A 26,487-nucleotide genomic window follows, 5' to 3' on the forward strand; every position below is an offset into this window, starting at 1 on the left:
ATAGACAAAAGACAATTGAAACTTTGGACAATAAAGAAATTGAGAAACTTATAAGGACAATTAGAAAAGAAAAAACGTTTATATCCTTTAGAGATTAAGTAATCATACTTGTTTTCCTAGATACTGGAGTCAGATTGTCTGAACTTGTAGGCATTGAAGTAGATGATGTTAGAGGGAACATTTATCATTATTAGAAGAACAAAGAATCTCTTTGAAAGAACGGTTTACTTATCTGAAACGACACAAGAGCAGCTAAGCAGATATATAAAGATAAGAGGAGACGTTGAGACGACTAAACTGTTTATAAGCCAGGATAATAAAGAATTAAATCGACATAGCATTCAAACTAGGCTTACTAAGTATGGGAAGAAAGCAATGATAAATAAGCGAGTTAGTCCTCATACATTTAGACATACGATGGCTAAATGTATGATTGTTTCAGGTGTGGATGCATTCTCTTTAATGCATTTACTTGGTCATACAGATATCACTGTTACTAAACGGTATGTGAATTTATGGGGACAAGATCTGGAGCAAAGGCATAAGTTGCACGGAGCATTAAAAGGATTGAAAATATAGGTAATATATCCCAATATATATATATTTTACGAACGGATGTTCGGTATTATATAATAATAAAAGAGATGGCAAATGAGTTTGGCGGCTCTACCATCTCTACACAAAAAACAGAAGGATTAACTTCTAATTAAATTTTAGCAAGTTTCTTTTTCTGTGTCAAAAGGGGAAAATGAACATGAATTTATTATCCATACTTGATGGCAATGCGTTTGTTATGTTCAATAAAGAACTAGCTCATGAAGTATCTGTGAACGGTGCAATTATTTTTGGACAGTTATGTTCAAGCTATGAAAGTTTTGGAAGTAAGAAAATGCTAACTGTACGAGATGGTAAAGATTCGATGTTGAAAGGTGTCTTTAGTATTGCCTTTTTTAGGGTATTCCCTTGTGAGCTGCCGTTAAGCACAAGTTAATAGACAAAACAAAGGAAAAAATAGCTGATTTTAAGCAGGAGAAAACTGTTCTACAATTCGATTTTTCTAGCTTTATCGACAGTGAAAAGTTAGAACCGTTTACTGTAGAACTGCCAAAATAATGCACTAGCATCTATTATGTCTACATGCACTTAGTGTTGCAACAAAATATAGTTAGGACCACGAGGACAGCGTACATTTTGGTTAGCTGTCTTTTTTATGGCAAAAGAGAATATTAAATCTAGATACAGTCTATATTATCCTTATTCAAGGGAACTATATAACCAATTAACTTAATGATGTCAGGAGCAGGGGGATTAATAATGAAAGTACTGTCGATGATCCAGCCTTGGGCAAGCTTATTTGTCCTTAGGGAAGCCGAATATGAAACAAGGACTTGGAGAACGCATTATCGGGGTCCTCTTGCTATTCATACGAGCAAAAAAGTAGATAAGCCCGCCTGTAGACTGGATGGAGTTGCCGAGCTGCTGGCTAAGCATGGGTATACAGAAGATAATCTGCCGACCGGAATGATAATTGGAGTCTGCAAGCTGAAAAACTGTTTGAAAATAGAAGAAAACAATGGAAACTGGGCGGTCTTAGAAGATAGTCGGGTTATTTCAGGGAACGACTTGTTTTTAGGGGATTACAGAGTTGGCGGCTATGCCTGGGAAATTGAGGACATGCGGATGCTCGATGAATATATTCCTGCAAAAGGGCAGCTTGGGCTGTGGGAGTTTAGCGGAAAGATATAAGTATCAAACCATAGTGGCACTGAATCTGGAAATTCTATGCTTGTGGTTCTCTTTGGGGTTGCCATTTGATTAGGAATTTACTGTTTTTTTGGTGGTTTTTCATAGTTCTAAGACTAATTTTTGCTTGTTTCCCCATTACGCGGTTCAAAAAGAGGGAGAAATATGATGGTTTTTAAGGGATATCGGTTTCCGCAAATGGGGAATTTAACATTTTTTAGCCCGACTCAAAATCGTGTTCCTCTGGAGTGCCGGTTCGACCCCGGCCACCGGTATCAAAAATGCTTATAGAATCAAGGTCTCAACTTAAATGTTGGGGCCTTTTTTCTTTGTCTTTAATACGACAAAAATAAACCAGAATCGTGTGCGGCGAATCGTGTGCGTAGGAGGTCGTAATGAGAAGACGTAAAGAATTAACGGAAGATGAACTAAGAATTATTAAGAAGAAGATTTCAGATGAAGAAGCATATGAAGCCTTTTTTAAGGACTGCTATTTAAGAAACTTAAGACCAGCGACGATTGAATACTACAAAAATGAATTTCATGGAGCAAAGAAGATAATTAATAAGCAGCTCGTTGAATGGGTAGAAAAGGACGTAGAAAGCTTAATTCTCCAGAGTAAGGAATTAATGAAAGTTACTACTATTAATACCCGGTTGAGAGCTCTAAGAGCATTCTATAACTTTTTATGTAAGAGCAAACTTATCGTTAAGAACCCAATGAGGAACATCAAATTATTAAGGGATAGACAAAAGACAATTGAAACTTTGGACAATAAAGAAATTGAGAAACTTATAAGGACAATTAGAAAAGAAAAAACGTTTATATCCTTTAGAGATGAAGTAATCATACTTGTTTTCCTAGATACTGGAGTCAGATTGTCTGAACTTGTAGGCATTGAAGTAGATGATGTTAGAGGGAACATTATCATTATTAGAAGAACAAAGAATCTCTTTGAAAGAACGGTTTACTTATCTGAAACGACACAAGAGCAGCTAAGCAGATATATAAAGATAAGAGGAGACGTTGAGACGACCAAACTGTTTATAAGCCAGGATAATAAAGAATTAAATCGACATAGCATTCAAACTAGGCTTACTAAGTATGGGAAGAAAGCAATGATAAATAAGCGAGTTAGTCCTCATACATTTAGACATACGATGGCTAAGAGGATGATTGTTTCAGGTGTGGATGCATTCTCTTTAATGCATTTACTTGGTCATACAGATATCACTGTTACTAAAAGATATGTGAATTTATGGGGACAAGATCTGGAGCAAAAACATAAGTTGCACGGAGCATTAAAAGGATTGAAAATATAGGTAATATATCCCAACTTATATTTTACGAACTAGTGTTCGGTGTATTATAATAATAAAAGAGATGGCAACTGAGTTTGGCGGCTCTACCATCTCTACACAAAAAACAGAAGAATTAACTTCTAATTAAATTTTAGCAAGTTTCCTTTTCTGTGTCAAAAGGAGAAAAAGAACATGAATTTATTATCCATACTTGGTGGCAATGCGTTTGTTATGTTCAATAAAGAACTAGCTCATGAAGTATCAGTCAACGGAGCAATTATTTTCGGGCAGTTATGTTCAAGCTATGAAAGTTTTGGAAGTAAGAAAATGCTGACTGTACGAGATGGTAAAGAGTACTTCTATTTAACTAGTGGAGTTTTGGAAGAAGAAACAGCTTTATCATACAGGCAGCAATTGAAAGCAATTAAGGATTTAGAAGATGCAGGCTATATCGAATCGGTAATCATGGGTTCACCATCTAAGAAGTACTTTCATATCACAGATAAAATAGTGCAGCAGTTACTTCCAAAAGTAGCTGTCGGCTCTGACAAAAGCGCAGACCTAAACGAGGAAAATGAACAAGAAACCTCAGTGCAGAAACAGTCTGAAGATTTTTTGAGCTATGACAAATGTGTTACCCTAGCAATGACAAAAGAGCAATCCAAGCCTGTACAAAAGTTACCAGCTTATAAAAAGAAAAATAAAAAAGAACAATATAAAAATATTAATAAATATTTTGTTAACAAAGAATCGGTTAACAACGATGAAATAATAAATAAATTAATTTCTGAATATCGATTAAAAGGATTGAGTAAAGAAGTTTGTTATAGGGTCTTAAAAGAGGTAGAAGAAAATCCTGATATAGATAACTTTGGAGCTTACTTTAGAACTTGCTTAGAAAATACCTTATATAAAAGCCAATTGAAGCATGGACAAATTGATCCTTATGAAAGATTAAAAGATTCCAATGTTCAATTGATTAACTGGTAAGATTTATATAGTACCCCAGGAGTCTCAGGATGCTCTGTATTGGTTTCCAATAAATTTTATATAGAATTATATAGGGAATAGTTTAATGGCCAATACAGAGTGATTATTAATCCCATCTAATCAATTTAGATTTAGAGCATTTTGAGGATTAATAACTTATGCTCAATTTATTTTTATATCTATATGGTTACTTAATAGTTTAAGATTATTTGTTAATAGTTTATGTTAATATAATAATGATTAGCTTATCCATAAAAGGATGTAACTGAAATGAGTGATAATCGAACTATGACTCGGAGGAACTTTTAATGAATAAATTTAAATGGGCAATGGTTGGACTTATAGCAGCTGCAGCAGTTATCTCTGTGGTAGTGACAATTTATCAGAATGCTAAAGAGTATGAAGCAAAGCAGAATGTTCCAAATGAAGGCGATATTGCTGTCATGGACGTTACGGGACATATTGAGAAAGATGAAGATATGAACGAACAAACTTCAGAAATCGGTGGAGTTCAAGATGAAACTGGCCTTACCCAAAATTCAACTCAAGAAGAAGTTATGGATGTTATGCACCATATGACTCATCAAAAAGTTATTGCTGAAGAGAAATGGGGAGCAATTGAGATGAATTCCGAAAACATCAATGCAGTTTACGAGATTGTGGTTGATAGCGAATTCATGCTTAAGAGTGATTTGTTAAATATCGTAACTGGTTGGAAAGAAGGAAACTTTGACAACGTTGCTCAAGATCATAACTACTTTTGGGATTATCAAAATGGAACTGTTGGAAAAGCTACCGGAATCCTTAACTCAGATGAAGAGGCAGAATTTATCGATAATAACTTTTAACAAAAAACGAGCCCATCGAGGCTTATTTTTTATTTTAAAATTAATATTTTATTACTCCTTTAACCAATCCCCATGCCTATCACCAGAAGTCCTACGTTGGCCCGTGTACTTGAACTTTAATTCCTTATATGAAGATATATATAAGACTCCTTCAAAATTCAACACAGAGCAATTTAGAATAAGGAGAGGATTTAATGAAAGCAGAAGAGATATTAAAATTAATTGAAGGTATGGAAAATGGAGAACGTTGGAAGTTGTTGGATATGATGTATGATGAGTATTACAATACAAGAAGCAAACCAAAGTTGGAAGAACGACTTTCTAATCTTGAGAAAGACATCGAGTACATGTCTAAAAAAATTGGAATACATGATATGTACTTCAATCGAATTCATAAAGAAGATGAAGATCGAGCTTAATGTTTGGTCTTTTATTCGATTGTTCTTTATTGGGAACACTAAATGAATAATGTAAAGTTAATTCAACATAAAATTAAAAATTCTTAAATTAATTAAGACCTTTTATAATAAGGTTTTGATTTGGTATTGAAAAATATTTTAAACTTTTTTCTGATTTTGCTTTACGTTCTTAATAACGTCCATATAATTACTCTGTAAGATGAAGAAGAAAACACACTTATGGAGGTATTTATAATGACAACTACTATTCAAATTTCTATCTACGACTGGAGCATTATGGAGGAGCTTGTTTACGAGGCTCAAATTAGCAGTATCGAAGAGTTTCTTGCTCTAACTTATCGCTTCGATAAAAAAGTAAAGTATAAAAAGGCAACTGATAAAAATTGGTATCATGCTAAAACAATGATTAAGCGACTATTTAAAAAGGATGTTGCTAAAAATCGGCCTGTAATAAAATTTGTGACCACCAACGACTTAAATAAAATTGAGGAAGAGAAACGAAAAGCTGAGGAAGAGAAACGTAAGGCTGAGGAAGAAGCCAGATTAAAGAAAGAGAAAGAAGAGCTAGAATGGGAGCAGTGGAGGAAGGCTAATCCAAAATTCACTATCGAACAAATCAAATCAATGTCTGAGGTTGAACTTACAAATCGATTAGTTGATTTATATATTGAAGACTACTATATTGGGAAAACTGATTACAATTCTTATAACGGACCTTTTAATACTTATCTTACTGAAATAGCTTATATTGAACTTCAGATATCTTCTGGATTAGCTGATCGCGCTCATTATCATGCTATGGAAGCTCTTTGTGGAGGCAAACTTACATATAAAACAAATCGACATCCAATGTCTGAAATCTTTAGACTTACCGACGACTTCGAACTTGTATCTTTAAATCGAGCTTAATGCTTGGTCTTTTTATTTTAAAATCAATATTTTATTAATCAAAACAAAAAGGACGTTAAGGTCCTTTTTCAGCTATTTTAACTAAAGTCACCCGTTGTATCGTACTGGTTTCTTGTTTTTTCTATTCCAACTAATAACAATACAACGGCAAATGCTTAATAGTTTTTCTAAGTTAACTTACCATTCATCTTTCTTGAAAATCTCAATTGTCTCCGGTGCGTTCATATTAGTTGGTTCTTTTCCGAATCTAATAATATCTTCTGGATCACTAGGAAAGCGATATGTTATCAAATTATAGTTTTCGTGACCGCTGACATCACCGCTTACATGTTCTGTTAGTAAACCAGTTTCAAGCCATTCGCCATTTTTTAATCGATAAATTTTCACCTCGAAATTCGCATCAGTAGTTCTCTCAGATTTCTTTGTGTCCTGATCCCCGGGATTTAGATAAGACTCAGTCGAGTCCCCAGTGTGGGTAGAACCCTCCCACTTTAAATATAATTGTCTATCTGTATGATTAATAAGTGTTAGCCAATGTCTGGGTCTTAGTTCTGTTAAAGCTGCCGAACACATACAAAAAGTACCATCACCTCCCCCTATTTTCAAGCAAAAGCTATTTTGGGGGCAGTCACCATCACAACCAGTATCCCCTGAAGAACCACATAGAACAAAAGTTAAATCCAACTCTGCTGGATTCATGCCTAACATTTTTCCTATTTCATTTCGATAATCCATTTCATCCATAGCGTCCCAGTATTTGATCCCGTTGCGTTTTGCAATTTTCCAACCAAATCTAGAAAACATATATTTAGGAATAGGAGGAACGTCTGAACCATAAACCGGGCCAAATCCTGGCTTATAAATAGCGTAACCGTTAATAACTCTATATACATTATTTACTAAAGAATTTGTTGGTACATATGGATAAGGAGTATACTGAGGAGCTACCCTAGAAATCGCTTGTAGGCCTGAGTTTTGAGGATATGAGTAGTTATAATTAGCCATGTGTTTCTTCCTTTCTAATTAAATCTTTCTTATCCTATGTTACGTATGCCTAAAGTGTGTTTAGTATTATAAAAAAACAACTTCCTTTACGGTGGTTTCCTTAAACTATTATAATATAATGCTTCTTTAACTATCCTGCCTTGATATTTCAATAAGGTAAATAAATTTCTCATTTTATATATCTTTAATCAATCCTCATACCTATCCTCAGAAGCTCCAAATTGACCCGTGCTGGACTCTAATTATCTGACTAATGGATATATATTAATCTTCTTAAAAGTCCCCTAGAATTCATTCTAAAAAAGTTTCTTCGTTTGATTTACGTTTTGCGTGAGCAGGATATATTAGTTATACAAAATAAATCCAATTTATCGGAGGCTTACCAAGATGCAAACTAAAACCATTTCTTTCTCAATTCCAGAATTCCTATATGAAGAATTTTCTAGCTACTGCAAATCGAATGATTTAAATAAATCTCGATATCACGAGGATTAATTTACTCATATTTAAAGGACAAAATTCAAAATGCTTCATCACCAATTTTTCAAATTATCGAAGAATGACCTTCCTACTGCTGGAAGGTTTTTTAAATTACAGAAGAACATTCAAATAGGGGGAACTATCCAATGTCAAATAATCCAATATCAAAAAAACGTATATTCAAAAGATCACTTGCTATCAAGCTAACTGAGCGAGGTCATAAGATTTTAAAAGTTGAAAAGAACAAATATAATCCAGGCTACATGGTTTATATTTTTAAATCATCCCTGCAGCTGCATGAAGATTTATGCAAAATAACTGATAGGTAACATCGAAATGTTCCACACATTTATATATATATATTGGTAACTTTTAATGTTACCTATTCACACATTCTAAGAAAACTGAGGAGACATTCAAAATGATTGAACTAAAAACCTATGCCACTAAAGAAATCTGCGAAGCTCTTAATATAAAGCAGACCTCTTTCAAATCTCATAAAGAAAAATTTCTGAAAGACTATTATTATATAGAAACTAAAGTCGGACGAAGCAAAGCTTATACTGTTACAGGTTATAAAGAGCAAGAGAAATCTAAGTTCATTAGGCTTTGCGAAAAAATAGCTGGTACCGAAGTCTATTTTCCTAAAGAAAGAACAGCAGAAAAAATATTGAAAGTTTTGTTTCAAAAAGATTATACGATTCTAGATTATGAAGACTTAGGATACGAAATACCGGATACTCTCGAAAGGCATACAGTCGGAAGGTACATTGATTTATTCAGAAATTATCATATTCTCCCTCCGAAATTGCCAAAAGAAAAACGATATTCTTTTGATAAAGATACAGGAGAATTATTCTCAAAAATTCATGATCCTAATAAATACGTTTATTACTCCGTTTCTAGAGAAGACGAATTTCGAGAAGAATTGAGCGAGCAAGAATACTTCGAAATGAGAAAGTTCGTTGAAGAAAAATATTCTGAGTATCTTTCCTATTTTATGACCGCATTGGACAGGCAGGGGAATTCAAGTGAGGACAGAGTTCAAGCAATAAAAGACTACAAAGAAGAAGCTAAAAAATCAGCTTATAAAGATTGTAAAAGAAATTACACTGGCGTTCCTATGAAGACCCTTTCTAAAGTTCCTACCATAGAAGCACTTGAGATTTTTTCTTCATATTTTAGCTTTTTCGAGGCGGCCTAATGGCTGTCATAAAAAAAATTGCAGTCAAAAGTAATAAAGTGTCTAGTAACTAGCTTTTGTATATATAAAGAATGTGAGAGTTAAAAAATGCTTTATAAGCAATTATTTTACAAATATACGTACACAACTCGGTTGATTTATATATTTATAGTGCGAGGCGTTTCTCCTGCACCTCTTCTCTTTCTTCAATTTCTTTGATTTGTCCTCATCGGATAAACTTTTTCTGTTAAGGTTTTTAAATTCAAAAAGATTCAAAGCTGAATGTTTAGTTAACTCCTTTTCCGCAAGGTTAATTATTCATTCAGCCTCCTATTTTTAATTTGCTTTTTATAATAAACAACATAGGTTTCTTACCCATAAATTGATTCCTTCAAAGCTGATTTACTTGTTGTTCTACCTATGTTGTTTATTATGAGAAGCAGAAATTAGATAGCTGATAAGGACCCTAAGCCAGTCCGAAAAAAGTCAGACCTTTACAGGTATGGCTATTTTTTTTACGTTTTTTTAAGTTTGCTTTCAAAGCAAAATATCAATTCGAAGGAGACATATCATGTCGAACTTAATCAACGATGAAAATGCTTATAGATGGGTTAAAAACGGACGGATATATACCTTAGAAAATTCAGAAGGAAAAGTTCTTCGTACAGCAGAAGACCGAACTTGCGATGGGAACTTTATCACAGATTCCATACTAGAAGATTTAGCTGCTGAATGCTTTGAGGAACTAGAAGGGGAGTAGAAAATATGAAAATGGAACTACGTGTTCAAGATTCCGAATTACATGCTAATTCAGATGGTTCACTAACCGTTTCTGGTTATGTAAATAAGACTGGTCAACTGAGTGAGACTTTGGGCGTTACAAAGAGGTTCAAAGAAAAGATCTCACGTGGAGCTTTTTCAAGGGCAATTCAATCTGCCACGAAAGATATAGAATTTCTTGCAGAACACAAAGGAGATTTAATCCTTGCTTCAACTCGAAACGGTTCACTGCAACTTAACGAGGATGAACAAGGTCTTTTTATGTCTGCGAAAGTTACTCCCACAAGCTGGGGCAAGGATTATTACGAACTAATTAATTCTGGAATTCTTAGAAATATGAGCTTTGGGTTTCGTACGATTAAGGATTCATGGAAACAGATTGAATCGAATTTGTACGAACGTACTATCGAAGAACTTGAGTTGATGGAAGTCAGCGTTGTAAAAAATCCTGCATATAGCCAATCAACTATTTCAAGCCGTGGTATTGAACTCATAGAAGAAGTTGAAATTCCAGAAATTGAAGAAAAACAAGAAGTTCGAGAAGTAAAAAGAAATTTGCCAATCGAAATTGCGAAACAATCGAGACACATTGAATCGTTACGTTTCATGAAGAAAAACGGTGCCAACATATCTGACAGCAGGATTAATATGGCAGAAAATACACTAGAGGAATTAATGGAGGAATCACGGATGATAAACGAATTGAAGAAAGAAATTGAAGAGTTACGTACACTGCAAGGAACTGGCAGCCAATCAGTAATTGGACAATCAGTAGCTCCAATTACTAAACTAATGGAAGCGACTTCATCAGTAGTAGCAAAAGCTCGTAAAGTTGAAATGAAAGCTGGCAAAATGAAACTTCCATATCAAACAGCTCTAGAAGATGCAAAATTTGTTATTGAAGGCGAAGACATTCCGGAGATCACTCTAAATCTTACAAGTCATGACTTAGATTCAGCTAAACGAGTTGGTATTTCTCAATCATTCTCGAAACAAGTTATCAATGAAGCAGATGGCCTTGACCAACATTCAAAAGACATGCTAGTTAAGCGAGTTGCTAAAAAAATTGAAGAAGAAGTATTAGCTGGTGATGGAGTAAAAGGTCTAAAAGGTATTTCTGAGGATGTTTTAGTTCCATCCAGAAATGTCGCAATAGCTCCAACCGGTGCTTCGCTTCGAGCTTTATATTTAGCAGTTCATTCTGATTATCGTTCAAATGCTCAATGGTATGTTTCAGAAGGATTCTTCGAGAAAATCGCATTACTAACCGAAGCTGACGGTTCATACTTAGTGAAGTCAGAACGAATTGATGGAAAGGTTATTTCAACAATTTGGGGACATCAAGTTGAAGTTTCAAATGGACTTCAAGTTGGCGATACAATTGGACAAGTTCCAGTAATTTTTGCTGATGTTGCAAATTGCTATACTCTAGCGATCAGTAAAGATGTTGAAGTAAAAAATCTTGTTGATACGAAAAATGTTCTTCGTGGTTCAGTAGCATTTACAGCCGAAATGTATTGCAATGGTGGAGTTCATAACTACCAAGCTGTTGCTAAAGGAACAATTTCAGCATAATCGTTTATGTGAAATATCTTACAAATCAAGAGGCCAGATTAACTTCTGGCTCTTATAAAATTTTTAGGAGGGACTTAAAATGGAAATACAAGAAAAAAGTCATATTCAAGTAACTGGTGGAAGATTTGTAATTTTTAATGGTGTTATTGAAAAAATCGAATTACCACTTAGTGATATCGATAATTCAGTATTGGATGAAGTAGCAGGAAATATAACTGTTAACTTTAAATCTGGCTCTCAGTTTAAGTTTGTTGGAGACAACAGCAAATTAGAAGAGATCCATAATCTGCTAGCGAAGTAAAGATTATAAGTTGTTGAAGTCAGATTAATTCTGGCTTCTTTTTATTTTTTATAATTGAAAGAAGGTAAATATAGAATGGCAAAAAGACCAGGAACGAAAAGCAAAGTCTACATCCATAAAGCAGGAACAAATATAGCATTAGCTGCCCAACGAAATGCTACCTTAAGTCATTCAGTAGAAGGCACTGATACAGAAGTATTCTCAATAGCCTGTAATAAAGCATTCATTACTGATGATGAGGCATATGCAACATTAAGAGAAGAGTACGTTCAAGGAAATAACGTTGATGTATATATCGACCTACCATCTGGAGAGAAGCACTTTGGTAACTGCACAATAACTACTTTCGACAATGATATTCAATATGAGGAGTTAAGCACTTGGTCCATATCATTACAAGGTTTAAGCACTCAATTAACAACAGTTAAGTAAGAGAGGATGGGGTACATCAAATGAAAGAAAAACTAAATCATTTACAAATAGTACGAGGAATCATAGATGAAGATAAGTTTAGGTTTGCAGCTGCAACAATCTTAATAGATCACTACCTAGATGAGATGAAGAACAAAGGTAAGGATATGCCACGAACAAACCTATTGGATCGTGTGAATTTATCCTTAAGGTCAATGGGTAATTCCGAAGTCTCTTATGGTTTCATAAGGCGATGGTTTGAGTGAAAAATTTATATAGGATGAGAAGTACCGCCTACCCTCTAGAACAAAAACAGTAATATACGTTTAATAACAGTGGGAGTGTCACTTTTTACGACGGTACCAAATGACCCAAATGGAGTTGAAAAGGACATGGGGATCGTATAACTCGTTCCATTAATTTCAAAATGTGTAGGTATTTTGCAAAAAGTATATTAATATTTTGGATTATTTTGTAGAATGTTTATGAGTATATAAATTAAGGGGATTTATAATATGGTAAAAACCATTAATAGAGATGCAGGAGATAAATCAAAAGGGTTTAGACTGCAAAGACTTAGAGCAATAAGCTTACTTTTAGACCAAATGGAAAAAAATAATGACAAAATTTCCGTGTTTGCCTCCACTGAGTATCTAGACGATGTATATATTAAAACGGTGTCTCCTGAAGGTATTATTACCTATACTGAAGGTGATAAAAATTATGATGATACCAAAAGATTTTCTTTTATGGCTAAAGAAGTGACAAATAGCCTAATCATTTTTTTAGACAATTGGTTAAATTGTGATATGAGCAAAACATTATATTATTGCTTTTATACGAATATACATTATACGTTTGAAAAAGATAAAACCGAGATTATTAAGAAATTAGGAATTATTTTACCTAAGAATCCCATTTTAGACTATTTGACAACAAATGATTTTAACGATGTTGTAGTAGAATGCATAAAAAAGCGATTGCTATATGAATATGAACAACAGTATTCACGTAAAGATGGAAATGGTTATCTAGAAGTAATAAAAAAATTTAATAATTCACAATGGAAAAAGTTCCTTTCTAGAATAAGTTGGAAATTCGGCCAATATGATGATAAAGAATTACAAAAAGTGCTATTAGAAAAATTAAAAAACCGGTCATTTTTAACTAATATTGATGTTTCGAGTAAAGAGGATCTTATTATTGACTTACTTGAAAGTCAGCTTTCAGCTAGAGAACAATACACAGACCCAATGTCTAAACATGTAACATCTATTCATGTAGAGAATATTTTATTAAGAATCTCTAAGGATGTTGTAAAAAAGGAAAGCGATCCAGTTTATAATTATTGGAATTCGTTAGAAGCCCCTGCAGATAACAGAAACTTAGAAGATAAAATAATTGATGTTGAACCAGAATACAAGAAGAGAAAGTTAGGTTTAAAAGCAAGGGACGTAGCAGCTATTAAAGAGGAATTTAATCAACTTACTGATAAAGAGAAAGGCTCATATAGATACAGAGTCTTTGAAGCATGTCAAAGAAAACTAAATGAATTACTTGATAAAAATTTAACAGTGGATGTGGATAATTGGTTAGACGAGTTATTTAAGGAATCAAAAAAGCATTTAGAAGATAAATCTAAAGACTACTCTTATGCTATTCAGAGTGATGATGCAATTAAAAAGGTTATTTTAGAATTAATAGATAGTTGTTTTCTATCATTCGATGAGAAAGGTTTTTACAATGGAAACATATAATGAACAAATAAAAAAAAGAATAATGTTTAGTAAAGATAGTGATTATTACTTTATTACTTATAATTCATTATTGATACTAGATAATTTAAAATGCTATGAAGGTAAATCGAATTTTTCTGACTATAGAAAATTAATTTATATTTTGCCATTTATAGCCGACGAGGACCTTTTACGAATCGTTACAAAGGAAGCTTCTCTTAGGGAAGAAGAAATAAAAATTTTGGAAGATACATATATAAATGCTAAGTTGCGTGAACCAATACTAAAATCTATTTTATTTACGTTAGAGAAAAAAGGATATATAACAATGGAGAAAAATAAAAATAGAAAAAGCATAGATTTAAAGCTTATTAAAAATTCAATTTCTAAGGACTTTTTAAACTCAGATATTTTTAAAATGGAATCTGGTAATATTACTATTTTTAAATCTTACTATCAAAGACTGACAGTTTTAAGCCTAGAAAATTTGATTGAAAAACTTTTTAAAGAGAAGGGGGTGATAATATGGGACGTTTAAAAATAGAAAAGCTCTTCTATGAAGGTGATAAATATTATTATGAATCACCGGATTTTGAAGATGGCATTAATATTATTGAAGGTGAGAATGGATCTGGAAAAAGTACTTTTTCTAATTTATTAAGCTTTTCTTTAGGTAATTATGTCAAGGAATTTGATAAAAGAGAAACAAAGAAACATACTGAAATTGTTAATGATAAAAACAATTATGTATTGGTAGTTATTTCAATAGATGAGAAAAGATATAAATTAAAGAGATTTTTTAACGACAATAAAATTTTTGTGCAAGAAAAAGGGGAAATTCAGGATTATTTAATCCATAGACCTCAAAGTGATATTAAAATTTTTTCTGATTGGTTGCTCGAAAATATGGGAATTCCTGTTGTAGAATTTTATCAAGGAACAGCTCAATCTAAATTAAATTTTTCTGATTTATTTAGATTAATTTATTATGATCAAAAGACTGTCCCTGAAAAAATTTATAAAGAATCAAGAAATGATGGGAATTTTGTTTCTGATTCAGAATTCATGAGAAAAGTTATATTTCAAATGTTAATGGGACATGAGTTTTCTGAGTTTTATCAATTAATTGGGGAATTCAATAAGGCTAAAAGAGACAAAATTAATTTAAAGGCAAGAGAAGAAGGTTTTATTGATATTGCTAACGAGTTTGGCTACGGGAACTTACATAAGGATAATATAAGTGAAATCAAAAATTTAATAGATGAAAAACAAATACAACTCGAAAGATTGGATATTTATGAAGAAGAGTTACATATGGTCGATCAAAAACCTTCTGAAAGTATAGAAAAGGTTAGATCTTTCAAAAGAGAATTAATTGATATCGAACTTAGTATAGAGGAAACCTTAAACAAAATTAACAGATTGTATAAAGAAATAAATAATATAAAAACATTAAAAGAAAATACTATTTTGGAAGTAACTCAAATAAAAAAAATAATCCTAATTCACGAAGAACTTAACTTATTTTCTCCAGACACATGTCCATATTGTTTAAATAAAGTGGAAAGGGAAGAAGGGCACTGTATATGTGGTAAAGAAGTGTCAGAAAGTGAATACGAAAAGTTTTTCTACTCCACTGATGAATATTTAGCTATATTAAAATCAAAACAAAAATCCGTTCAAACCCTAGATACTGCAATACAATCCTGTAATGATGACTTAGCATCACTAAATAAAGAGTTAGAGGACAATAAAAAACAAAAACAAAACTCGCTTAAATTGATTAATGAAAGTAAAAAGGATGCAGAAAGGAATACTAATGTTGCCGTCATAAAAGAAGTGCAGCAGAAAAAATTCACTCTTAAAGAAGATATAATCTCCTTACAACAATATTCCAAAGTAAAGAAAAATTTCGATGAAATTGCAAAGAAACTTTCTTTAGTTGAAAACTCAATAGGAAGGATTAATAAAAATTTAAGAGTTAAAGAAAATGATGCTAAAAAAGAAATAAAGCTTCAAATATCAAAGTTTAATGAGATTTATAATAATTTATTAGTTGATATAAAAGAGGATATTAATAAAGCTAAGATTGATGAAGGAAACTACATGCCAATAATAAATGAAGGGGAATATAAAGAGGCCAGTGTTGACGTGCCTATTAGATTAATGTATTTTTTAACATTGTTAAAAATGTCAATTCAAGATCCAGAAATCCCTTTTCCAAGGTTTTTGTTAATTGATACCCCAGAAAGTTTAGGAATAGATAAAGATAACTTAGAAAAATCCATATCTAAATTAACAACAATTGACGGTAAGTCTGACGACAATAAGTTTCAAATTATTTTAACTACAGGACTAAGGAAATATCCTAAAGAATTCTCTGACTTTAAGAGAGGAAGGTCCTTACATAAAAGTCAAAGACTCTTATCAAAAAAACAGTAAAAAATAAAATATCAATTTTATTTCATAAAAAATCACCTTGAAGTTTTGTTCAAGGTGATTTTTTGCTTATATGATTATTCTTTCTTTTTCTTAATACGATTTAAATACAGGTCATGTACTCCAATCTTTCCTGACAAAAATTCAATGTCTTGTTTTACTTTTGCAAGTTCGTCAATAATTTCAATTAAAAATTCACTTTGGTTGTCATTAGGTTTTTTAGTAAACTCAAGTACATCCTGTACAAGCTTATACCGTTCAGTACTATCCATTTTTCTAATGTCGTCTTTAATCTGTTCAAATGTTTTCATTTTAACACTCCTTTTTATTTTTATTACGGATTATATTTTACAATTTTTATTCACCAGATATAAAGTATCGAGGTGATTTTTTATATGCTACCAACTAAAGAACAGCTTATAGAACATTTATTGGATAAAATGACAAATCAAGACATTGCAAAGATTTACGGAACAACCTTTCAAAAAGTCCAGCAGCTTATAAAAAAGTACGACTTAAAACCTAAAGAACTTAGGAAAGATAATCATTACATTGTTTATGAACATTGGCTTGATGGGGAAGTTGTTTATGTGGGTAGTGGGCTATGGTACAGATGCAGAAGATATACTAATAGAAGGAACTCGGAGCATAAGCAGTTAATGAAGGAAGAGAAGATAATATATAACATCATTTCTGAGTATGAAAATGAAGGTGTGGCAAGAGATTATGAAGTAAACCTTATAAAGTATTATAAGCAGCTTGGACAAGCAAAGTTTAATAAGAAGGTAAATTACACTTGACGTTTTTGAAGACCACAGGCATAATTGTCAGTAGTCGTGTTAACACAAATAATACCATAGTCCGACATTGGTTGGGGCTGTAGGTTTAATAAGCATTTTAAATTTTTACGGGACTCAAAATCGTGTTCCTCTGGAGTGCCGGTTCGACCCCGGCCACCGGTATCACCAATAGCGAAGAATCGCTATTACATAAAGCTTCACACTTAATTGTGTGAAGCTTTTTTGTGTTCATGACGCACTACAGAACATGTACAAATAATGTGCGGGGGCATTATGCAATGGTTTTTAATCACTCCAGAATGAAGGGAATTGAAACCAAGGAGCAAACAAAATCGAATCAAACAATTGGCAGCTTATCGGAGTTTAAAAGGTGATAGAATCTTAAGCACTGAAATCGTTTATTTTATCAACGTTTGTTCTTACAATTAAAAAGAAAAAACGAATGGGTCAAAGAGTATGAACTCTGCCATTCGTTTCGTAAACTTTGTTAATTGATTTAGATTTCAATATTCATAGCATTCAAGTCTGCTTCCGTATAGCCAGAAGCGGAGAGTGCGATTTCAATTTTTTCAGCAGCCTTATAATCAAATAATTTGAATTTAGACATTAATGCGAAAGCATTTTGATTTTCGATTGCCAAGGCAACAGCCTCCACGTCTTGCAGTAACTTCAGGTCTTCAATGTAGAATTGAGCGGTTCTCATCGCTAAATACTCATTCGTTGTAGTCGAACTGTAGAAAAGTCTTGTTAAAGTGGCGATTGCGTTAGGAACGAAAATCTTATTCATAATTACCCCTCCACTATTCATAATATTCTGTCACCCGAGTCATTACTAGTATGAGTCACTCTAAAAATGTTGTCAATCTTTATCTTTTGAGCATTTTTACTCACCAGTTGAAAGAGTTGAAAGTAGGTATATATTGAAATTGAGTAATAAAATATCTGAGACTTTTCCAAAGGCAAAAATCATTGCACAGTGCGCACGAAGTAGGCGAAAGAATGAAGTTTGTTTACGAAACGAACCAAATTATATGTACCATTTTGATTCAAGCTCGATCGTTAGGTCTCAGGCTCGATCATAACCAATTGGATTATATACTTCATCCATTTACTTTATTCAACAAATGGGCCATTTTTTTCAGAAATTCTTTCAATGATGAATTCGTTTCTGTGTTCGAAACTTTTAAACGGTTTATGAAACAGCAGATCCTTATAAACTGTAAAGAAGGCGGGCTTCCACATTCCGCAGCTCTCCAGATGAAACACTATCAGCCACAATTATTTGCATTGTTCTCGTAGTTGTCATTCGTTTGTCTGGATGCTTCAGTTGTAGCTGCTGTTGTATCGCTCGGAAAAGTTCATTATTTTCTGGACGGTTGGCGTTATAGATTTCTTGTAAACTTTTTGATTTTCCCATGACCTTTCCTACTTTCCATCAAGTGTGAAATACATATCAAAGCTTATGCGATAATATTCGTATGTTCTATATTTCCGTCTTATCGCTTCTAATTCCTTCTTTTTTCAATTAAATCTTTAAAGAACAGAGAAGGTTGCCCCTGTTTTTTTACAAGGCGTTAGCCCACCTGTCTTACAGCTTGACCTTTGTTATATATGTTGTTGTTTTTCAAGATCAAAGTAATTCTGAATCACGATCTGCGTAGGAGTACATTATTGTGAGGATAGAAAATTCATATGAGACATGATGCATTACTCCCGTTATCATCAGAAGAAGTAGCCAGCCAGACCTTTCCTTGTTTAAAAAAAGACAAATCCTCAGGCAAATTAGGCATTTCCCACTGAAAAAGAGATTTTGCAATCATTTTTATTATTGATTTTGCATTCCCATCAGCATAAAAATAATAAACATTTGCAGTTTGATTATCACCAAGAGTTGTACTAGCCCATGTTGATTCGCTTCTCATTAGCATGAAAAACAATGCTTCATTTTCCCTGAGAATGAAACCGAAGCTTCAAAAATTATAGGTATTGAAGGTTTAAGAGTTGAAGAATTGGATGATTAACTTAGAATATATACACATAACAAAAAAAGATGAACCCTATTTGATTCCACCGAAGCATTAAAATCAAGATCTCAACGATAGTGTGAGGTCTTTTTTCTTTATCTTAAACACGACGAAAAAAATTCAGAACCAGATTAGGGAAGTATGGTTGTACCTTACAAAGGGCTAATTAGTATCAATAAGAAGCATTTAAAAATTTCTATAAAGAATTATTATTTAAGAAAACCAAGACCAGGAAAGTAGCCGCTTCGCAGTTTTATAAATAATATCGATGAAATATGGCAATAAATAAAAAAACACTATCTAGGAACACTTCACAAAACATATTTTCTAAGGGGCGGAAAATTGTGAACAATATGGGATGTCAATGCAGGTCCAATGACGAATTACAGCAACTGGTTGATGAGGCAAAAAAATATACGAGTAACGGAACAGTGGCAGACTATATACCGGCTCTTGAAAAGGCGAATCCTGGGGATTTGTCTGTTGCTATTTACTATCCTGACGGGAAAGGATATTGTGCGGGGGATGTAAGCGGTAAAATGACCCTTCAAAGCATATCAAAAGTTTTGACACTTGCTCTTGTATTAATGGAAAAAGGGGAGGATTATGTCTTTTCCTATGTAGGAAAGGAACCCACTGGCGATCCTTTTAATTCGATTGCCAAGCTAGAGACAAACAAGCCATCCAAACCGTTAAACCCCATGATCAATGCAGGAGCATTGACTGTAACTCACATGATTGAGGGTGCCAGTGTAACCGAGCGATTTCAGCGTATTTTACATTTTATCCGGGAGTTGACGCAAAATCCGAATATCGGCTTTAATGAAGATGTTGCCCGGTCAGAATATAATACAGCAGACTTGAATAGGTCGTTAAGTTATTTTTTAAAGCAGCATCAAGTAATAAATGAGGATGTGGAGGATTTAATCGAATTGTATTCGAAGCAGTGTGCCATTGAAATGGACAGTCAGGATTTAGCGAGGATAGGCTGTGTGCTGGCCATGAATGGGAAAGATTTACTGACGGGAAAGCAAATCATCCCAGGGGACATTGCCCGTATTTGCAAGACATTCATGGTTACCTGCGGCATGTATAACGCATCAGGTGAATTTGCCATTAATGTTGGCATACCGGCTAAAAGCGGGGTGTCAGGGGGAATCATGGGGGCCGTCCCCGGAAAATGCGGGATTGGAATTTATGGTGCAGCGCTGGATGAGAAGGGGAACAGCGTTGCCGGGATAAAAATCTTGGAAATGATGGCGAAAAAGTATTCCTTAAGTATGTTTAATTTGTAAACATTGAAACCAGTACCGTCGGATGTTAATTGAGTTCAGTGTAAAGCCTTAAGGAAACAAATCATTTACTTTCAAGGCAAAAAAAAAGACCTCTGCACATAAGGGCAAAGGTCTTAGGACTATTTCATAACAAGTTGGAGAAAAGAGATACTTTTTTATATAAAGCATTTACCTCTTTATTTCGATGTTCCCCGATTTCATTTTTTAGCTGGCCTTCAATATCGGTCATTAGATCAGCTAACTTCAATGCCTTTTGTCTGTCGGAAATATTGCTGCGAATGATAGATTCATATTTTGCATTGTATTCAGTCAATGACATTTCTTCCGTCCTCCCATAGTGTAAAGTCATTTAAGCTGCCCTCTGTCCCTTCATCAGCAATCCCAATGTACTTAAGTGTAATTACAGGATGTGAATGGTTAAGGATCATTTGTAGCTCAGCAAGGTTCTTACTTCGTTTATAGTGCCAGTACCCGAAGGTTTTCCGCATGGTATGGGTACCGACGCCCACGATGTCCACCATGTCCGCTGCTTTATTAAGCTGTCTGTAAGCTTGGATCTTACTTATTGGCTTATCGCCCTTGCGTGAGGGGAATAGCCATTCACCATCAATGGTGGCTATATAGTCTGCCAATTCATTACATACATTGTTAAGCTGTATCATTCTTGGCTTTTTTGTTTTCCCTTCCTTGATGATTACCTCCATCTTGCCTTTAATGTCCTTTATCTTCAGCGATAATAAATCAGTTACACGCAAGCCGGTATTGATGCCTAACAAGAACAATATGTAGTCTCTCTCGCTGCAATGTCTTTTCAATGACCATTTCATATCATCTAATTTTTCCAATGATCTAATTGGTTGAACGTCTATTAAATGTTCTTTCGGCAAATGTGTTCACCCTTAATTCACACTAATGGAATCAGTATTTTGAATGTATACTTTTAAGAGTAACACTGAAAAAGGCCGGAAGTCAATTTGAGGAGTATACTGATATTTTTTGGACTGTCCATTTTATAAAGGGTTCGGTGTATTTTTAGTTGTTTATTGGATAAAAGCAATAAAAAACTTCTGGAACTTGATATAATGAAAATAGTAATATTTTTCTAAACTAGTGTTATTGATGGATATTTAATAGATGAATTAATTCATTCTGAATTTATATGCTTTAGCAGGATTGGGGAAACCACCATGAAGAGAGTTTTGGCTATTTTGAAAAAATTACTGCCTATAATGTCAAGGTTGATTACCATGGCAATTATGGTTTTGGTTTTTTACTGCATGTTCATGTTCGCAGACCTGGATAATGAAAAGTCAGACAGCGAGCGTCATAACGAGCGGTCGGTGAATTTTGAAGAGATGAGCGATCAAGAGTCTGAAGAAAATCCAGCAGGTTCTATGGTGAACTATTGTAAAGATAGCGCTAATGAGAGTCGCTCCTCCAGTTGGTTTGGTATGGAAGTAAATGAAATGGAACCTAGCGAATACACGGTCGAATGCATTGAACACTTGGAATAGCAGCAGAGTTCCTATGGATCGAATTCAGGATTCACACCAAGGACATCAGGTACGTCACATCCAAGCGTCTGGCTGGCTTATTGGAATGGAGCGGAATGCACGGGGAATAATAATTGTTTTGGAAGATAAGGTCTACACTGAAATGATTGGTGACGAACCGGTACACAGCGGGGGAGGCCATATATTAGCCTGTTTGGATCCTAACCAAACAGGTTTTTAGTATGAAAGGAAATCCAATGGAAAAAATGGAATAGAATATAATGAAGCATGGGAAGGAAAATTTTTCACCCCCATATCTTTTTCTCTTTCTGAAACGTTTAGAGGATAGAGGGTGTTGAAGGAGTGAGAAAAATGATAAATAAGTTGAGGGAAGATATTGCTGAAGAAAAGGATAACGGTGCAATTTTGCGTGAAGTTTATCCTGAATTGATTCGGTTTTGCCGATTCCTGACCCAAAATAATTGGGATGGGGATGATTTGGCTCAGGAAACGATATTGAAGGCAATGCAGGGCTATGGGAAGAAAACGGTGATAACAACAGCTTTATTGAAGACGATAGCCCGACATTCCTGGATTGATACGATACGAAAAAGGAAAAAAGAATCATTAGACGATCTGTTGGATACCGAACAACTGGGGGCAGTTGGGGGAAATGTCTTTGAAACGGTTGAATATATAATAAAATCCCTTACCCCCAAACAAGCTGTAGTGTTCATATTAAAGGAAGGATTCCTCTACCGGTCAAAAGAAATCTCAGATTACTTGAACACCACGGAAACGGCTGTAAAGGCAATCTTGAACCGTGTGAAGAAGCGTTTTGAGAATGACGTTGAAGATCGTAGGTTGTCTTGCGCGGAAGATTGGCAGGATGAGGAGGAGCAGCGGCTCATGTCCCTGATGACACAGGCTTTAAAAGCCCAAAATCCTGATATCCTCATTAGAAGCATCCCATCTTTCAAATCCCTGAACAGTGAGTCGATGATTCCTAAACTGATGAATCGTTCGAATCTTTCCAAATCAAGCTTCACTCCTTCAAACACACTCTCAATGGCTGCATAGCCAATATTATTGTTAGGAGGAAGAAGAGATATGACCACCATTCCATATGTAATTGAGCAATCCAGCAAAGGTGAGCGCTCGTACGATATTTATTCCAGACTTCTAAAAGACCGTATCATCATGATTGGGGAAGAGATCACCGATCATTTAGCCAATAGTGTGGTAGCCCAATTGTTATTCTTGGCAGCAGATGCACCTGATAAAGAAATTACCATCTTCATAAACAGTCCGGGGGGATCGACCAGTGCCGGTTTCGCCATTTATGATACGATGCAATATATTAAGCCTGATATCCGGACTGTATGTACGGGGATGGCCGCATCATTCGGTGCCATGCTTTTATTGGCGGGTACGAAAGGGAAAAGGTGCGCTTTGCCAAATAGTGAAATCATGCTTCATCAACCGCTTGGTGGGGCGAGGGGGCAAGCAACGGAAATCGAAATTTCTGCCCGAAGGATTTTGAAGCTAAAGGATCATATCAATCAAATCATCTCCGAAAGGACCGGTCAGCCTATCGAAAAGGTGGCGAAGGACACAGATCGCGATTACTTCTTAAGTGCAAATGAGGCGAAGGATTACGGTATAATCGATGAAATAATCGTTCAGGATAATTAATTCTGATAAAGACGCCGGCTGTACGAAAACGAAAAGAAACTGCCGATATTAGATTGGCAGTTTCTTTTTTACCTTTTTACATCCACAAAACCCCATACCTTGTTCCAAATACTATTCCAATCCACTACCTCAGCTTAACAATGCCCGGCACCCGGTATTATCAATTTTTCTTGTCTACTGTTGCTGCATTATATGTGTCATCCAGTATGGAATAAGTGACGAATGAATCTTCTTGAAAAAATAGAATGGTATGTTGGGTAATTATCGATATCTGAAACTATGTAATTTTTATTGAAGGGATGAGAGGGGGATGTGTTCCTTTTCTGGATAGTCCATCCATTCAATATGTTAAAATAAATATTATCTGACATTATCAATCTTGGAGGAAGTTTTTATGAAGAAAACGCAAAAGGTTTTACTTATTAGTGGAATCTCTGCTGTTGCATTATTCGGGGTGGGGGTTGCTTCCTTTAAAATCATGGAGAACTCCAATGAGTACGAAAAAGCTCAACTGGTAATGGAAGCCAGGGAAGCCAAAGAACAAATTGAAAGAGAAAGAGATGATGAAAAAATCGAAGCCAAAAGGGAAGCGAAAGCTAAAGCTGCAGAACTTGAAGCGAAAACAGCGATATATGATGGGATTGAATTTGAAACAGGACTTGATGAAGGCTCAACCGAAACGGAAGTCATGGACGTCATGCATAAAATGACTCATCAAAAGGTTCGCTCGCAAGATAAATGGGGAGCTATACCGATGTCCCCGAAGATTATAGAAGAAGTTTATAAAATAGTGGATTCAAGTGATTTTCAGCATAGAAATAGATTGCTGTCCATTGCTGCCCGGTGGCGAGACTTTGATTTTAGCACGATCGTTCAGGACCATAACTTCTTTTGGGAAGACAAAGAAGGCACCGTTGGAAAAGCCCATGGAACATTAAGTCGCGCAGAAGAGGTTGAATTCATTGAAGTTAATTTTAAATGAGGGGAAAGTATTGAAAAGACCAAAGGGCGAGTTGGCTAGTCCTGCTCAATAAAGAAAACACTCAAACTTCCTGCAATAAGGCCGTTTGAATGTTTTCATTCGCTTATGGGGCAGTCAAGTAATGGAAGCTTACCTTCGATACAGGAGTTTTATTTCTTAATAATTAGTCTGCTGGACTCGTTCTCCTTGTTTACGGGAACGTCTTTTCCTACTGTGACCCTGCGAACGACGCGGTGCTGGTCCCCGTAATCGGCAATAGCGTAATGCTGCGTGGCTAGGTTATCCCAAATGGCCACGTCGCCTTCACTCCATTGCCAACGCACGGTATTTTCTAAGCGCGTGACGTATGAATCGAAGATGCTTAATAATCTTTCGGATTCACTTGTTGTATAGCCTTCCACTCTACCAGCAAAGCCACCTAATAACAAATGCCTTTTTCCGGTTTCGGCGTGTACGTGAACGACTGGGTGCCTTGTTTTATAAATGGTCGATTCGAATATATCACGATACTTCTTTTTAACCTCATCATCAATGTTTTCGGCTGGTTTGAATTGAGCATAATCATATTCATTTGTATGGATTGCCCATAGTCCGTCCGCTAATTTCTTCAATCCATCCGGCAGGTCCTCATATGCTTCATTCGTATTGGCCCAAACTGTATCTCCGCCGACATCAGGGATGGTTATCCCTCTTAAAACAGAGTATTTAGGAACCTCTGGAACGAAAGTGACATCAGTGTGCCAATGGTTTGCTTTAGCACCGCGTTCGGAGTCAAGCTCGAAAATATAATTAGTATGGTCTTTGACCGGTACTGTAGGATGTGCATAAGGTTCACCCAATAGTTTGGCAAATGCTTCTTGGCTGGCATCGTCCAAATGATTTTGACCTTTGAAGAATATGACTTTATGATCGTTTAACGCTTGTTTGATTTCATTGAAAATAGTTAAATCCAAGTCCCCGCTTAATTGCACTCCTTGAATTTCCGCTCCAATCCTTCCTGCTACCGGTACCACTTTCAATTGTTGTGTTTTAGTTTCCGTCATAATCAATCTCCTCCTGTAAGGTTAGTTTTTTATTTTTTAAAGGCTTCATCAATGTATTCATTGTTGATGTGATTTTTAAAATTAAATGATTTCTTGATATAACCCACACCAGCTAAAGTATCGATGGATTCTTGTTGTGCTTTGATGGCATCTCCGGTAAAGAAGATATTTGGTTTTTCGGCCGTTATTATTGTCTTTACCGTGCTCACAGGCAATTTAGTTTCTTTGGAATAAATTTCAGATGCTTCATCTGGATTCTCAATTTGCCAATCGGCAGCTTTTTTATAAACCTTTAAATAGGCCTCGACAATTTCAGGATGCTCTTCGGCAAAGCCGTTACGTGCAATGATTGCACCAGGAGCTAATATTTTTCCTTTTACTTTAAGTGCGACAGCATTCCCTTTTTCAATATTATTAAGGTAATAGGGGTTCCATATTGCCCAGGCGTCCAATTTTTTGGTTTCAAAAGCCGCTTGAGCATCATCTGGTTGCAAATTGATGAGTTTAATGTCATCAGTCGTTAAACCATGGGCTTTCAACGCCTTGATTAAATACACATGCCCCGTTGTCCCCGAAGCAACACCGACCGTTTTCCCCTTTAAGTCTTCAATCTGCTTTATGTTACCATTCGCTTGAGCCAGAATCCGAACAGATGACTCACCCCGGCCTGTTTGGGCAATCACTTCGAATGGCAGATTCTTATCAATGCCGGCAATCAGTGCACCATCCCCTAAAAAAGACAGATCAACCCGATTGGAAGCAAGGGATTCCAAAAGCGGGGGACCACTCTGGAATTCACTCCACTCGATTTGGGCATCCAGTTTAGAAAACTCTTCGTTGAACAATCCCTTTTCCTTTGCAATGACCAATGGTCCCATTTTGCCATTTAAGGCAATATGAACTTTCAGTGGATCACTTTTCCCGGAAGCTTTGCTGGCATCGGAATTACAGCCTGCCAATACAGCGATGCTAATGATGGCAAGTAGTACTGCGGTTAGATGTTTACGATATTCCTTCATGAATTCCCTCCTTTTT

Annotated in this window: 34 protein-coding genes; 25 read left to right on the forward strand and 9 right to left on the reverse strand. The window is 35.0% G+C overall.

The features are described from left to right. Positions 1-165: 165 nt before the first annotated feature. The 8 genes from ACZ9AO_RS05885 (at position 166) to ACZ9AO_RS05920 (ending at position 6,210) form a co-directional block, all read left to right on the forward strand. Entirely contained in the window at positions 166-579 is a 414-nt protein-coding gene (locus ACZ9AO_RS05885) for a tyrosine-type recombinase/integrase (protein WP_476108649.1), read from the forward strand. Positions 580-754: 175 nt separating this feature from the next. Beyond that, the gene (locus ACZ9AO_RS05890) at positions 755-991 is read left to right on the forward strand and encodes a hypothetical protein (protein ID WP_476108650.1); all 237 of its coding nucleotides are present in this window, start codon (positions 755-757) and stop codon (positions 989-991) included. A gap of 323 nt (positions 992-1,314) precedes the next feature. Further along, positions 1,315-1,746: an ASCH domain-containing protein gene (locus ACZ9AO_RS05895; protein WP_063577328.1), complete on the forward strand. Its 432-nt coding sequence runs from the start codon at positions 1,315-1,317 to the stop codon at positions 1,744-1,746. Positions 1,747-2,138: 392 nt separating this feature from the next. Further along, a complete protein-coding gene (locus tag ACZ9AO_RS05900) occupies positions 2,139-3,065 on the forward strand; it encodes a tyrosine-type recombinase/integrase (protein WP_476108651.1) in 927 nt (308 codons plus the stop codon). 171 nt (positions 3,066-3,236) lie between these two features. Then, the gene (locus tag ACZ9AO_RS05905) at positions 3,237-4,034 is read left to right on the forward strand and encodes a hypothetical protein (RefSeq protein ID WP_476108652.1); all 798 of its coding nucleotides are present in this window, start codon (positions 3,237-3,239) and stop codon (positions 4,032-4,034) included. A 308-nt stretch (positions 4,035-4,342) separates the two neighbouring features. Next, on the forward strand, positions 4,343-4,882 hold the full coding sequence (locus ACZ9AO_RS05910) for a DUF6241 domain-containing protein (RefSeq protein WP_476108653.1): 540 nt from the start codon (positions 4,343-4,345) through the stop codon (positions 4,880-4,882). A gap of 194 nt (positions 4,883-5,076) precedes the next feature. Continuing rightward, on the forward strand, positions 5,077-5,301 hold the full coding sequence (locus ACZ9AO_RS05915) for a hypothetical protein (RefSeq protein ID WP_427571220.1): 225 nt from the start codon (positions 5,077-5,079) through the stop codon (positions 5,299-5,301). Positions 5,302-5,535: 234 nt separating this feature from the next. Continuing rightward, entirely contained in the window at positions 5,536-6,210 is a 675-nt protein-coding gene (locus ACZ9AO_RS05920; RefSeq protein WP_476108654.1) for a hypothetical protein, read from the forward strand. Positions 6,211-6,387: 177 nt separating this feature from the next. Here the strand turns inward: ACZ9AO_RS05920 and ACZ9AO_RS05925 are convergent, their stop codons facing one another. After that, positions 6,388-7,215 carry a hypothetical protein gene (locus ACZ9AO_RS05925; RefSeq protein ID WP_476108655.1) on the reverse strand — a complete coding sequence of 276 codons (828 nt, stop codon included), beginning with the start codon at positions 7,213-7,215 and terminating at the stop codon, positions 6,388-6,390. A 626-nt stretch (positions 7,216-7,841) separates the two neighbouring features. Here ACZ9AO_RS05925 and ACZ9AO_RS05930 point away from each other — a divergent pair. From ACZ9AO_RS05930 to ACZ9AO_RS05975, 10 genes are all read left to right on the forward strand, one after another. Then, positions 7,842-8,024, forward strand: a complete 183-nt coding sequence (locus ACZ9AO_RS05930) for a hypothetical protein (protein ID WP_403160294.1) — start codon at positions 7,842-7,844, stop codon at positions 8,022-8,024. 92 nt (positions 8,025-8,116) lie between these two features. Then, a complete protein-coding gene (locus tag ACZ9AO_RS05935; RefSeq protein WP_476108656.1) occupies positions 8,117-8,899 on the forward strand; it encodes a hypothetical protein in 783 nt (260 codons plus the stop codon). 550 nt (positions 8,900-9,449) lie between these two features. Continuing rightward, entirely contained in the window at positions 9,450-9,638 is a 189-nt protein-coding gene (locus ACZ9AO_RS05940; protein ID WP_476108657.1) for a hypothetical protein, read from the forward strand. A gap of 5 nt (positions 9,639-9,643) precedes the next feature. Continuing rightward, positions 9,644-11,233 (forward strand): phage major capsid protein, encoded by a 1,590-nt coding sequence (locus tag ACZ9AO_RS05945; RefSeq protein WP_476108658.1) that lies wholly within the window; start codon positions 9,644-9,646, stop codon positions 11,231-11,233. A gap of 79 nt (positions 11,234-11,312) precedes the next feature. Beyond that, positions 11,313-11,534 carry a hypothetical protein gene (locus ACZ9AO_RS05950; protein WP_476108659.1) on the forward strand — a complete coding sequence of 74 codons (222 nt, stop codon included), beginning with the start codon at positions 11,313-11,315 and terminating at the stop codon, positions 11,532-11,534. A 75-nt stretch (positions 11,535-11,609) separates the two neighbouring features. Beyond that, complete coding sequence (locus ACZ9AO_RS05955) at positions 11,610-11,966, forward strand: phage tail tube protein (RefSeq protein WP_476108660.1); 357 nt, start codon at positions 11,610-11,612, stop codon at positions 11,964-11,966. A 20-nt stretch (positions 11,967-11,986) separates the two neighbouring features. Further along, positions 11,987-12,211, forward strand: a complete 225-nt coding sequence (locus tag ACZ9AO_RS05960) for a hypothetical protein (RefSeq protein WP_476108661.1) — start codon at positions 11,987-11,989, stop codon at positions 12,209-12,211. Positions 12,212-12,460: 249 nt separating this feature from the next. Further along, on the forward strand, positions 12,461-13,702 hold the full coding sequence (locus tag ACZ9AO_RS05965; RefSeq protein WP_476108662.1) for a hypothetical protein: 1,242 nt from the start codon (positions 12,461-12,463) through the stop codon (positions 13,700-13,702). After that, on the forward strand, positions 13,689-14,219 hold the full coding sequence (locus tag ACZ9AO_RS05970) for a hypothetical protein (protein WP_476108663.1): 531 nt from the start codon (positions 13,689-13,691) through the stop codon (positions 14,217-14,219). Before ACZ9AO_RS05965 ends, ACZ9AO_RS05970 begins: the two co-directional genes overlap by 14 nt. Further along, positions 14,207-16,123 carry a hypothetical protein gene (locus tag ACZ9AO_RS05975; RefSeq protein ID WP_476108664.1) on the forward strand — a complete coding sequence of 639 codons (1,917 nt, stop codon included), beginning with the start codon at positions 14,207-14,209 and terminating at the stop codon, positions 16,121-16,123. Before ACZ9AO_RS05970 ends, ACZ9AO_RS05975 begins: the two co-directional genes overlap by 13 nt. 74 nt (positions 16,124-16,197) lie before the next feature. Here the strand turns inward: ACZ9AO_RS05975 and ACZ9AO_RS05980 are convergent, their stop codons facing one another. Continuing rightward, a complete protein-coding gene (locus ACZ9AO_RS05980; protein ID WP_476108665.1) occupies positions 16,198-16,431 on the reverse strand; it encodes a hypothetical protein in 234 nt (77 codons plus the stop codon). A gap of 84 nt (positions 16,432-16,515) precedes the next feature. Between ACZ9AO_RS05980 and ACZ9AO_RS05985 the strand changes: the two genes are divergently transcribed. Further along, positions 16,516-16,920, forward strand: a complete 405-nt coding sequence (locus ACZ9AO_RS05985; RefSeq protein ID WP_476108666.1) for a helix-turn-helix domain-containing protein — start codon at positions 16,516-16,518, stop codon at positions 16,918-16,920. A 496-nt stretch (positions 16,921-17,416) separates the two neighbouring features. Here ACZ9AO_RS05985 and ACZ9AO_RS05990 read toward each other — a convergent pair whose 3' ends face one another. From ACZ9AO_RS05990 to ACZ9AO_RS06000, 3 genes are all read right to left on the reverse strand, one after another. Then, complete coding sequence (locus tag ACZ9AO_RS05990; RefSeq protein WP_063596606.1) at positions 17,417-17,707, reverse strand: hypothetical protein; 291 nt, start codon at positions 17,705-17,707, stop codon at positions 17,417-17,419. Positions 17,708-18,130: 423 nt separating this feature from the next. Next, positions 18,131-18,337 carry a hypothetical protein gene (locus tag ACZ9AO_RS05995; RefSeq protein WP_134783170.1) on the reverse strand — a complete coding sequence of 69 codons (207 nt, stop codon included), beginning with the start codon at positions 18,335-18,337 and terminating at the stop codon, positions 18,131-18,133. Between the two features lie 271 nt (positions 18,338-18,608). After that, the gene (locus tag ACZ9AO_RS06000; RefSeq protein ID WP_251541014.1) at positions 18,609-18,857 is read right to left on the reverse strand and encodes a hypothetical protein; all 249 of its coding nucleotides are present in this window, start codon (positions 18,855-18,857) and stop codon (positions 18,609-18,611) included. A gap of 440 nt (positions 18,858-19,297) precedes the next feature. On the opposite strand from ACZ9AO_RS06000, the gene glsA reads away from it, so the two are divergent. Then, the gene (glsA, locus tag ACZ9AO_RS06005; protein ID WP_476108828.1) at positions 19,298-20,239 is read left to right on the forward strand and encodes a glutaminase A; all 942 of its coding nucleotides are present in this window, start codon (positions 19,298-19,300) and stop codon (positions 20,237-20,239) included. 124 nt (positions 20,240-20,363) lie between these two features. Here glsA and ACZ9AO_RS06010 read toward each other — a convergent pair whose 3' ends face one another. Next, a complete protein-coding gene (locus tag ACZ9AO_RS06010) occupies positions 20,364-20,558 on the reverse strand; it encodes a hypothetical protein (RefSeq protein ID WP_048684221.1) in 195 nt (64 codons plus the stop codon). Next, complete coding sequence (locus ACZ9AO_RS06015; protein ID WP_476108829.1) at positions 20,545-21,066, reverse strand: tyrosine-type recombinase/integrase; 522 nt, start codon at positions 21,064-21,066, stop codon at positions 20,545-20,547. The genes ACZ9AO_RS06010 and ACZ9AO_RS06015 overlap by 14 nt, the downstream gene beginning before the upstream one ends. A 360-nt stretch (positions 21,067-21,426) precedes the next feature. On the opposite strand from ACZ9AO_RS06015, the gene ACZ9AO_RS06020 reads away from it, so the two are divergent. The 5 genes from ACZ9AO_RS06020 to ACZ9AO_RS06040 all read left to right on the forward strand — a co-directional run bounded on the left by ACZ9AO_RS06020 (position 21,427) and on the right by ACZ9AO_RS06040 (position 24,409). Further along, positions 21,427-21,753: a hypothetical protein gene (locus ACZ9AO_RS06020; RefSeq protein WP_476108667.1), complete on the forward strand. Its 327-nt coding sequence runs from the start codon at positions 21,427-21,429 to the stop codon at positions 21,751-21,753. A 13-nt stretch (positions 21,754-21,766) separates the two neighbouring features. After that, a complete protein-coding gene (locus tag ACZ9AO_RS06025; RefSeq protein ID WP_476108668.1) occupies positions 21,767-21,973 on the forward strand; it encodes a hypothetical protein in 207 nt (68 codons plus the stop codon). A gap of 131 nt (positions 21,974-22,104) precedes the next feature. Further along, the gene (locus ACZ9AO_RS06030; protein WP_251541020.1) at positions 22,105-22,812 is read left to right on the forward strand and encodes a sigma factor; all 708 of its coding nucleotides are present in this window, start codon (positions 22,105-22,107) and stop codon (positions 22,810-22,812) included. A gap of 30 nt (positions 22,813-22,842) precedes the next feature. Further along, positions 22,843-23,427, forward strand: coding sequence for an ATP-dependent Clp endopeptidase proteolytic subunit ClpP (clpP, locus tag ACZ9AO_RS06035; protein WP_034305312.1), 585 nt, complete (start codon positions 22,843-22,845; stop codon positions 23,425-23,427). Positions 23,428-23,821: 394 nt separating this feature from the next. Further along, the gene (locus ACZ9AO_RS06040; RefSeq protein ID WP_476108669.1) at positions 23,822-24,409 is read left to right on the forward strand and encodes a DUF6241 domain-containing protein; all 588 of its coding nucleotides are present in this window, start codon (positions 23,822-23,824) and stop codon (positions 24,407-24,409) included. 149 nt (positions 24,410-24,558) lie between these two features. On the opposite strand, the gene ACZ9AO_RS06045 is transcribed toward ACZ9AO_RS06040, so the two are convergent. After that, positions 24,559-25,452, reverse strand: coding sequence for a TauD/TfdA dioxygenase family protein (locus ACZ9AO_RS06045; protein ID WP_476108670.1), 894 nt, complete (start codon positions 25,450-25,452; stop codon positions 24,559-24,561). 29 nt (positions 25,453-25,481) lie between these two features. Next, positions 25,482-26,471 (reverse strand): ABC transporter substrate-binding protein, encoded by a 990-nt coding sequence (locus ACZ9AO_RS06050; RefSeq protein ID WP_476108671.1) that lies wholly within the window; start codon positions 26,469-26,471, stop codon positions 25,482-25,484. Positions 26,472-26,487: the final 16 nt, after the last annotated feature.

This window comes from Peribacillus sp. TE19612 (assembly GCF_056279465.1).

What these genes read in the sequence shown, in the direction of transcription:
- ACZ9AO_RS05885 (WP_476108649.1), top strand. Translation starts at nt 166, where the DNA reads ATGTTAGAGGGAACATTTATCATTATTAGAAGAACAAAGAATCTCTTT.
- ACZ9AO_RS05890 (WP_476108650.1), top strand. Translation starts at nt 755, where the DNA reads ATGAATTTATTATCCATACTTGATGGCAATGCGTTTGTTATGTTCAAT.
- ACZ9AO_RS05895 (WP_063577328.1), top strand. Translation starts at nt 1,315, where the DNA reads ATGAAAGTACTGTCGATGATCCAGCCTTGGGCAAGCTTATTTGTCCTT.
- ACZ9AO_RS05900 (WP_476108651.1), top strand. Translation starts at nt 2,139, where the DNA reads ATGAGAAGACGTAAAGAATTAACGGAAGATGAACTAAGAATTATTAAG.
- ACZ9AO_RS05905 (WP_476108652.1), top strand. Translation starts at nt 3,237, where the DNA reads ATGAATTTATTATCCATACTTGGTGGCAATGCGTTTGTTATGTTCAAT.
- ACZ9AO_RS05910 (WP_476108653.1), top strand. Translation starts at nt 4,343, where the DNA reads ATGAATAAATTTAAATGGGCAATGGTTGGACTTATAGCAGCTGCAGCA.
- ACZ9AO_RS05915 (WP_427571220.1), top strand. Translation starts at nt 5,077, where the DNA reads ATGAAAGCAGAAGAGATATTAAAATTAATTGAAGGTATGGAAAATGGA.
- ACZ9AO_RS05920 (WP_476108654.1), top strand. Translation starts at nt 5,536, where the DNA reads ATGACAACTACTATTCAAATTTCTATCTACGACTGGAGCATTATGGAG.
- ACZ9AO_RS05925 (WP_476108655.1), bottom strand. Translation starts at nt 7,215, where the DNA reads ATGGCTAATTATAACTACTCATATCCTCAAAACTCAGGCCTACAAGCG.
- ACZ9AO_RS05930 (WP_403160294.1), top strand. Translation starts at nt 7,842, where the DNA reads ATGTCAAATAATCCAATATCAAAAAAACGTATATTCAAAAGATCACTT.
- ACZ9AO_RS05935 (WP_476108656.1), top strand. Translation starts at nt 8,117, where the DNA reads ATGATTGAACTAAAAACCTATGCCACTAAAGAAATCTGCGAAGCTCTT.
- ACZ9AO_RS05940 (WP_476108657.1), top strand. Translation starts at nt 9,450, where the DNA reads ATGTCGAACTTAATCAACGATGAAAATGCTTATAGATGGGTTAAAAAC.
- ACZ9AO_RS05945 (WP_476108658.1), top strand. Translation starts at nt 9,644, where the DNA reads ATGAAAATGGAACTACGTGTTCAAGATTCCGAATTACATGCTAATTCA.
- ACZ9AO_RS05950 (WP_476108659.1), top strand. Translation starts at nt 11,313, where the DNA reads ATGGAAATACAAGAAAAAAGTCATATTCAAGTAACTGGTGGAAGATTT.
- ACZ9AO_RS05955 (WP_476108660.1), top strand. Translation starts at nt 11,610, where the DNA reads ATGGCAAAAAGACCAGGAACGAAAAGCAAAGTCTACATCCATAAAGCA.
- ACZ9AO_RS05960 (WP_476108661.1), top strand. Translation starts at nt 11,987, where the DNA reads ATGAAAGAAAAACTAAATCATTTACAAATAGTACGAGGAATCATAGAT.
- ACZ9AO_RS05965 (WP_476108662.1), top strand. Translation starts at nt 12,461, where the DNA reads ATGGTAAAAACCATTAATAGAGATGCAGGAGATAAATCAAAAGGGTTT.
- ACZ9AO_RS05970 (WP_476108663.1), top strand. Translation starts at nt 13,689, where the DNA reads ATGGAAACATATAATGAACAAATAAAAAAAAGAATAATGTTTAGTAAA.
- ACZ9AO_RS05975 (WP_476108664.1), top strand. Translation starts at nt 14,207, where the DNA reads ATGGGACGTTTAAAAATAGAAAAGCTCTTCTATGAAGGTGATAAATAT.
- ACZ9AO_RS05980 (WP_476108665.1), bottom strand. Translation starts at nt 16,431, where the DNA reads ATGAAAACATTTGAACAGATTAAAGACGACATTAGAAAAATGGATAGT.
- ACZ9AO_RS05985 (WP_476108666.1), top strand. Translation starts at nt 16,516, where the DNA reads ATGCTACCAACTAAAGAACAGCTTATAGAACATTTATTGGATAAAATG.
- ACZ9AO_RS05990 (WP_063596606.1), bottom strand. Translation starts at nt 17,707, where the DNA reads ATGAATAAGATTTTCGTTCCTAACGCAATCGCCACTTTAACAAGACTT.
- ACZ9AO_RS05995 (WP_134783170.1), bottom strand. Translation starts at nt 18,337, where the DNA reads ATGGGAAAATCAAAAAGTTTACAAGAAATCTATAACGCCAACCGTCCA.
- glsA (WP_476108828.1), top strand. Translation starts at nt 19,298, where the DNA reads ATGGGATGTCAATGCAGGTCCAATGACGAATTACAGCAACTGGTTGAT.
- ACZ9AO_RS06010 (WP_048684221.1), bottom strand. Translation starts at nt 20,558, where the DNA reads ATGTCATTGACTGAATACAATGCAAAATATGAATCTATCATTCGCAGC.
- ACZ9AO_RS06015 (WP_476108829.1), bottom strand. Translation starts at nt 21,066, where the DNA reads ATGAAATGGTCATTGAAAAGACATTGCAGCGAGAGAGACTACATATTG.
- ACZ9AO_RS06020 (WP_476108667.1), top strand. Translation starts at nt 21,427, where the DNA reads ATGAAGAGAGTTTTGGCTATTTTGAAAAAATTACTGCCTATAATGTCA.
- ACZ9AO_RS06025 (WP_476108668.1), top strand. Translation starts at nt 21,767, where the DNA reads ATGGATCGAATTCAGGATTCACACCAAGGACATCAGGTACGTCACATC.
- ACZ9AO_RS06030 (WP_251541020.1), top strand. Translation starts at nt 22,105, where the DNA reads ATGATAAATAAGTTGAGGGAAGATATTGCTGAAGAAAAGGATAACGGT.
- clpP (WP_034305312.1), top strand. Translation starts at nt 22,843, where the DNA reads ATGACCACCATTCCATATGTAATTGAGCAATCCAGCAAAGGTGAGCGC.
- ACZ9AO_RS06040 (WP_476108669.1), top strand. Translation starts at nt 23,822, where the DNA reads ATGAAGAAAACGCAAAAGGTTTTACTTATTAGTGGAATCTCTGCTGTT.
- ACZ9AO_RS06045 (WP_476108670.1), bottom strand. Translation starts at nt 25,452, where the DNA reads ATGACGGAAACTAAAACACAACAATTGAAAGTGGTACCGGTAGCAGGA.
- ACZ9AO_RS06050 (WP_476108671.1), bottom strand. Translation starts at nt 26,471, where the DNA reads ATGAAGGAATATCGTAAACATCTAACCGCAGTACTACTTGCCATCATT.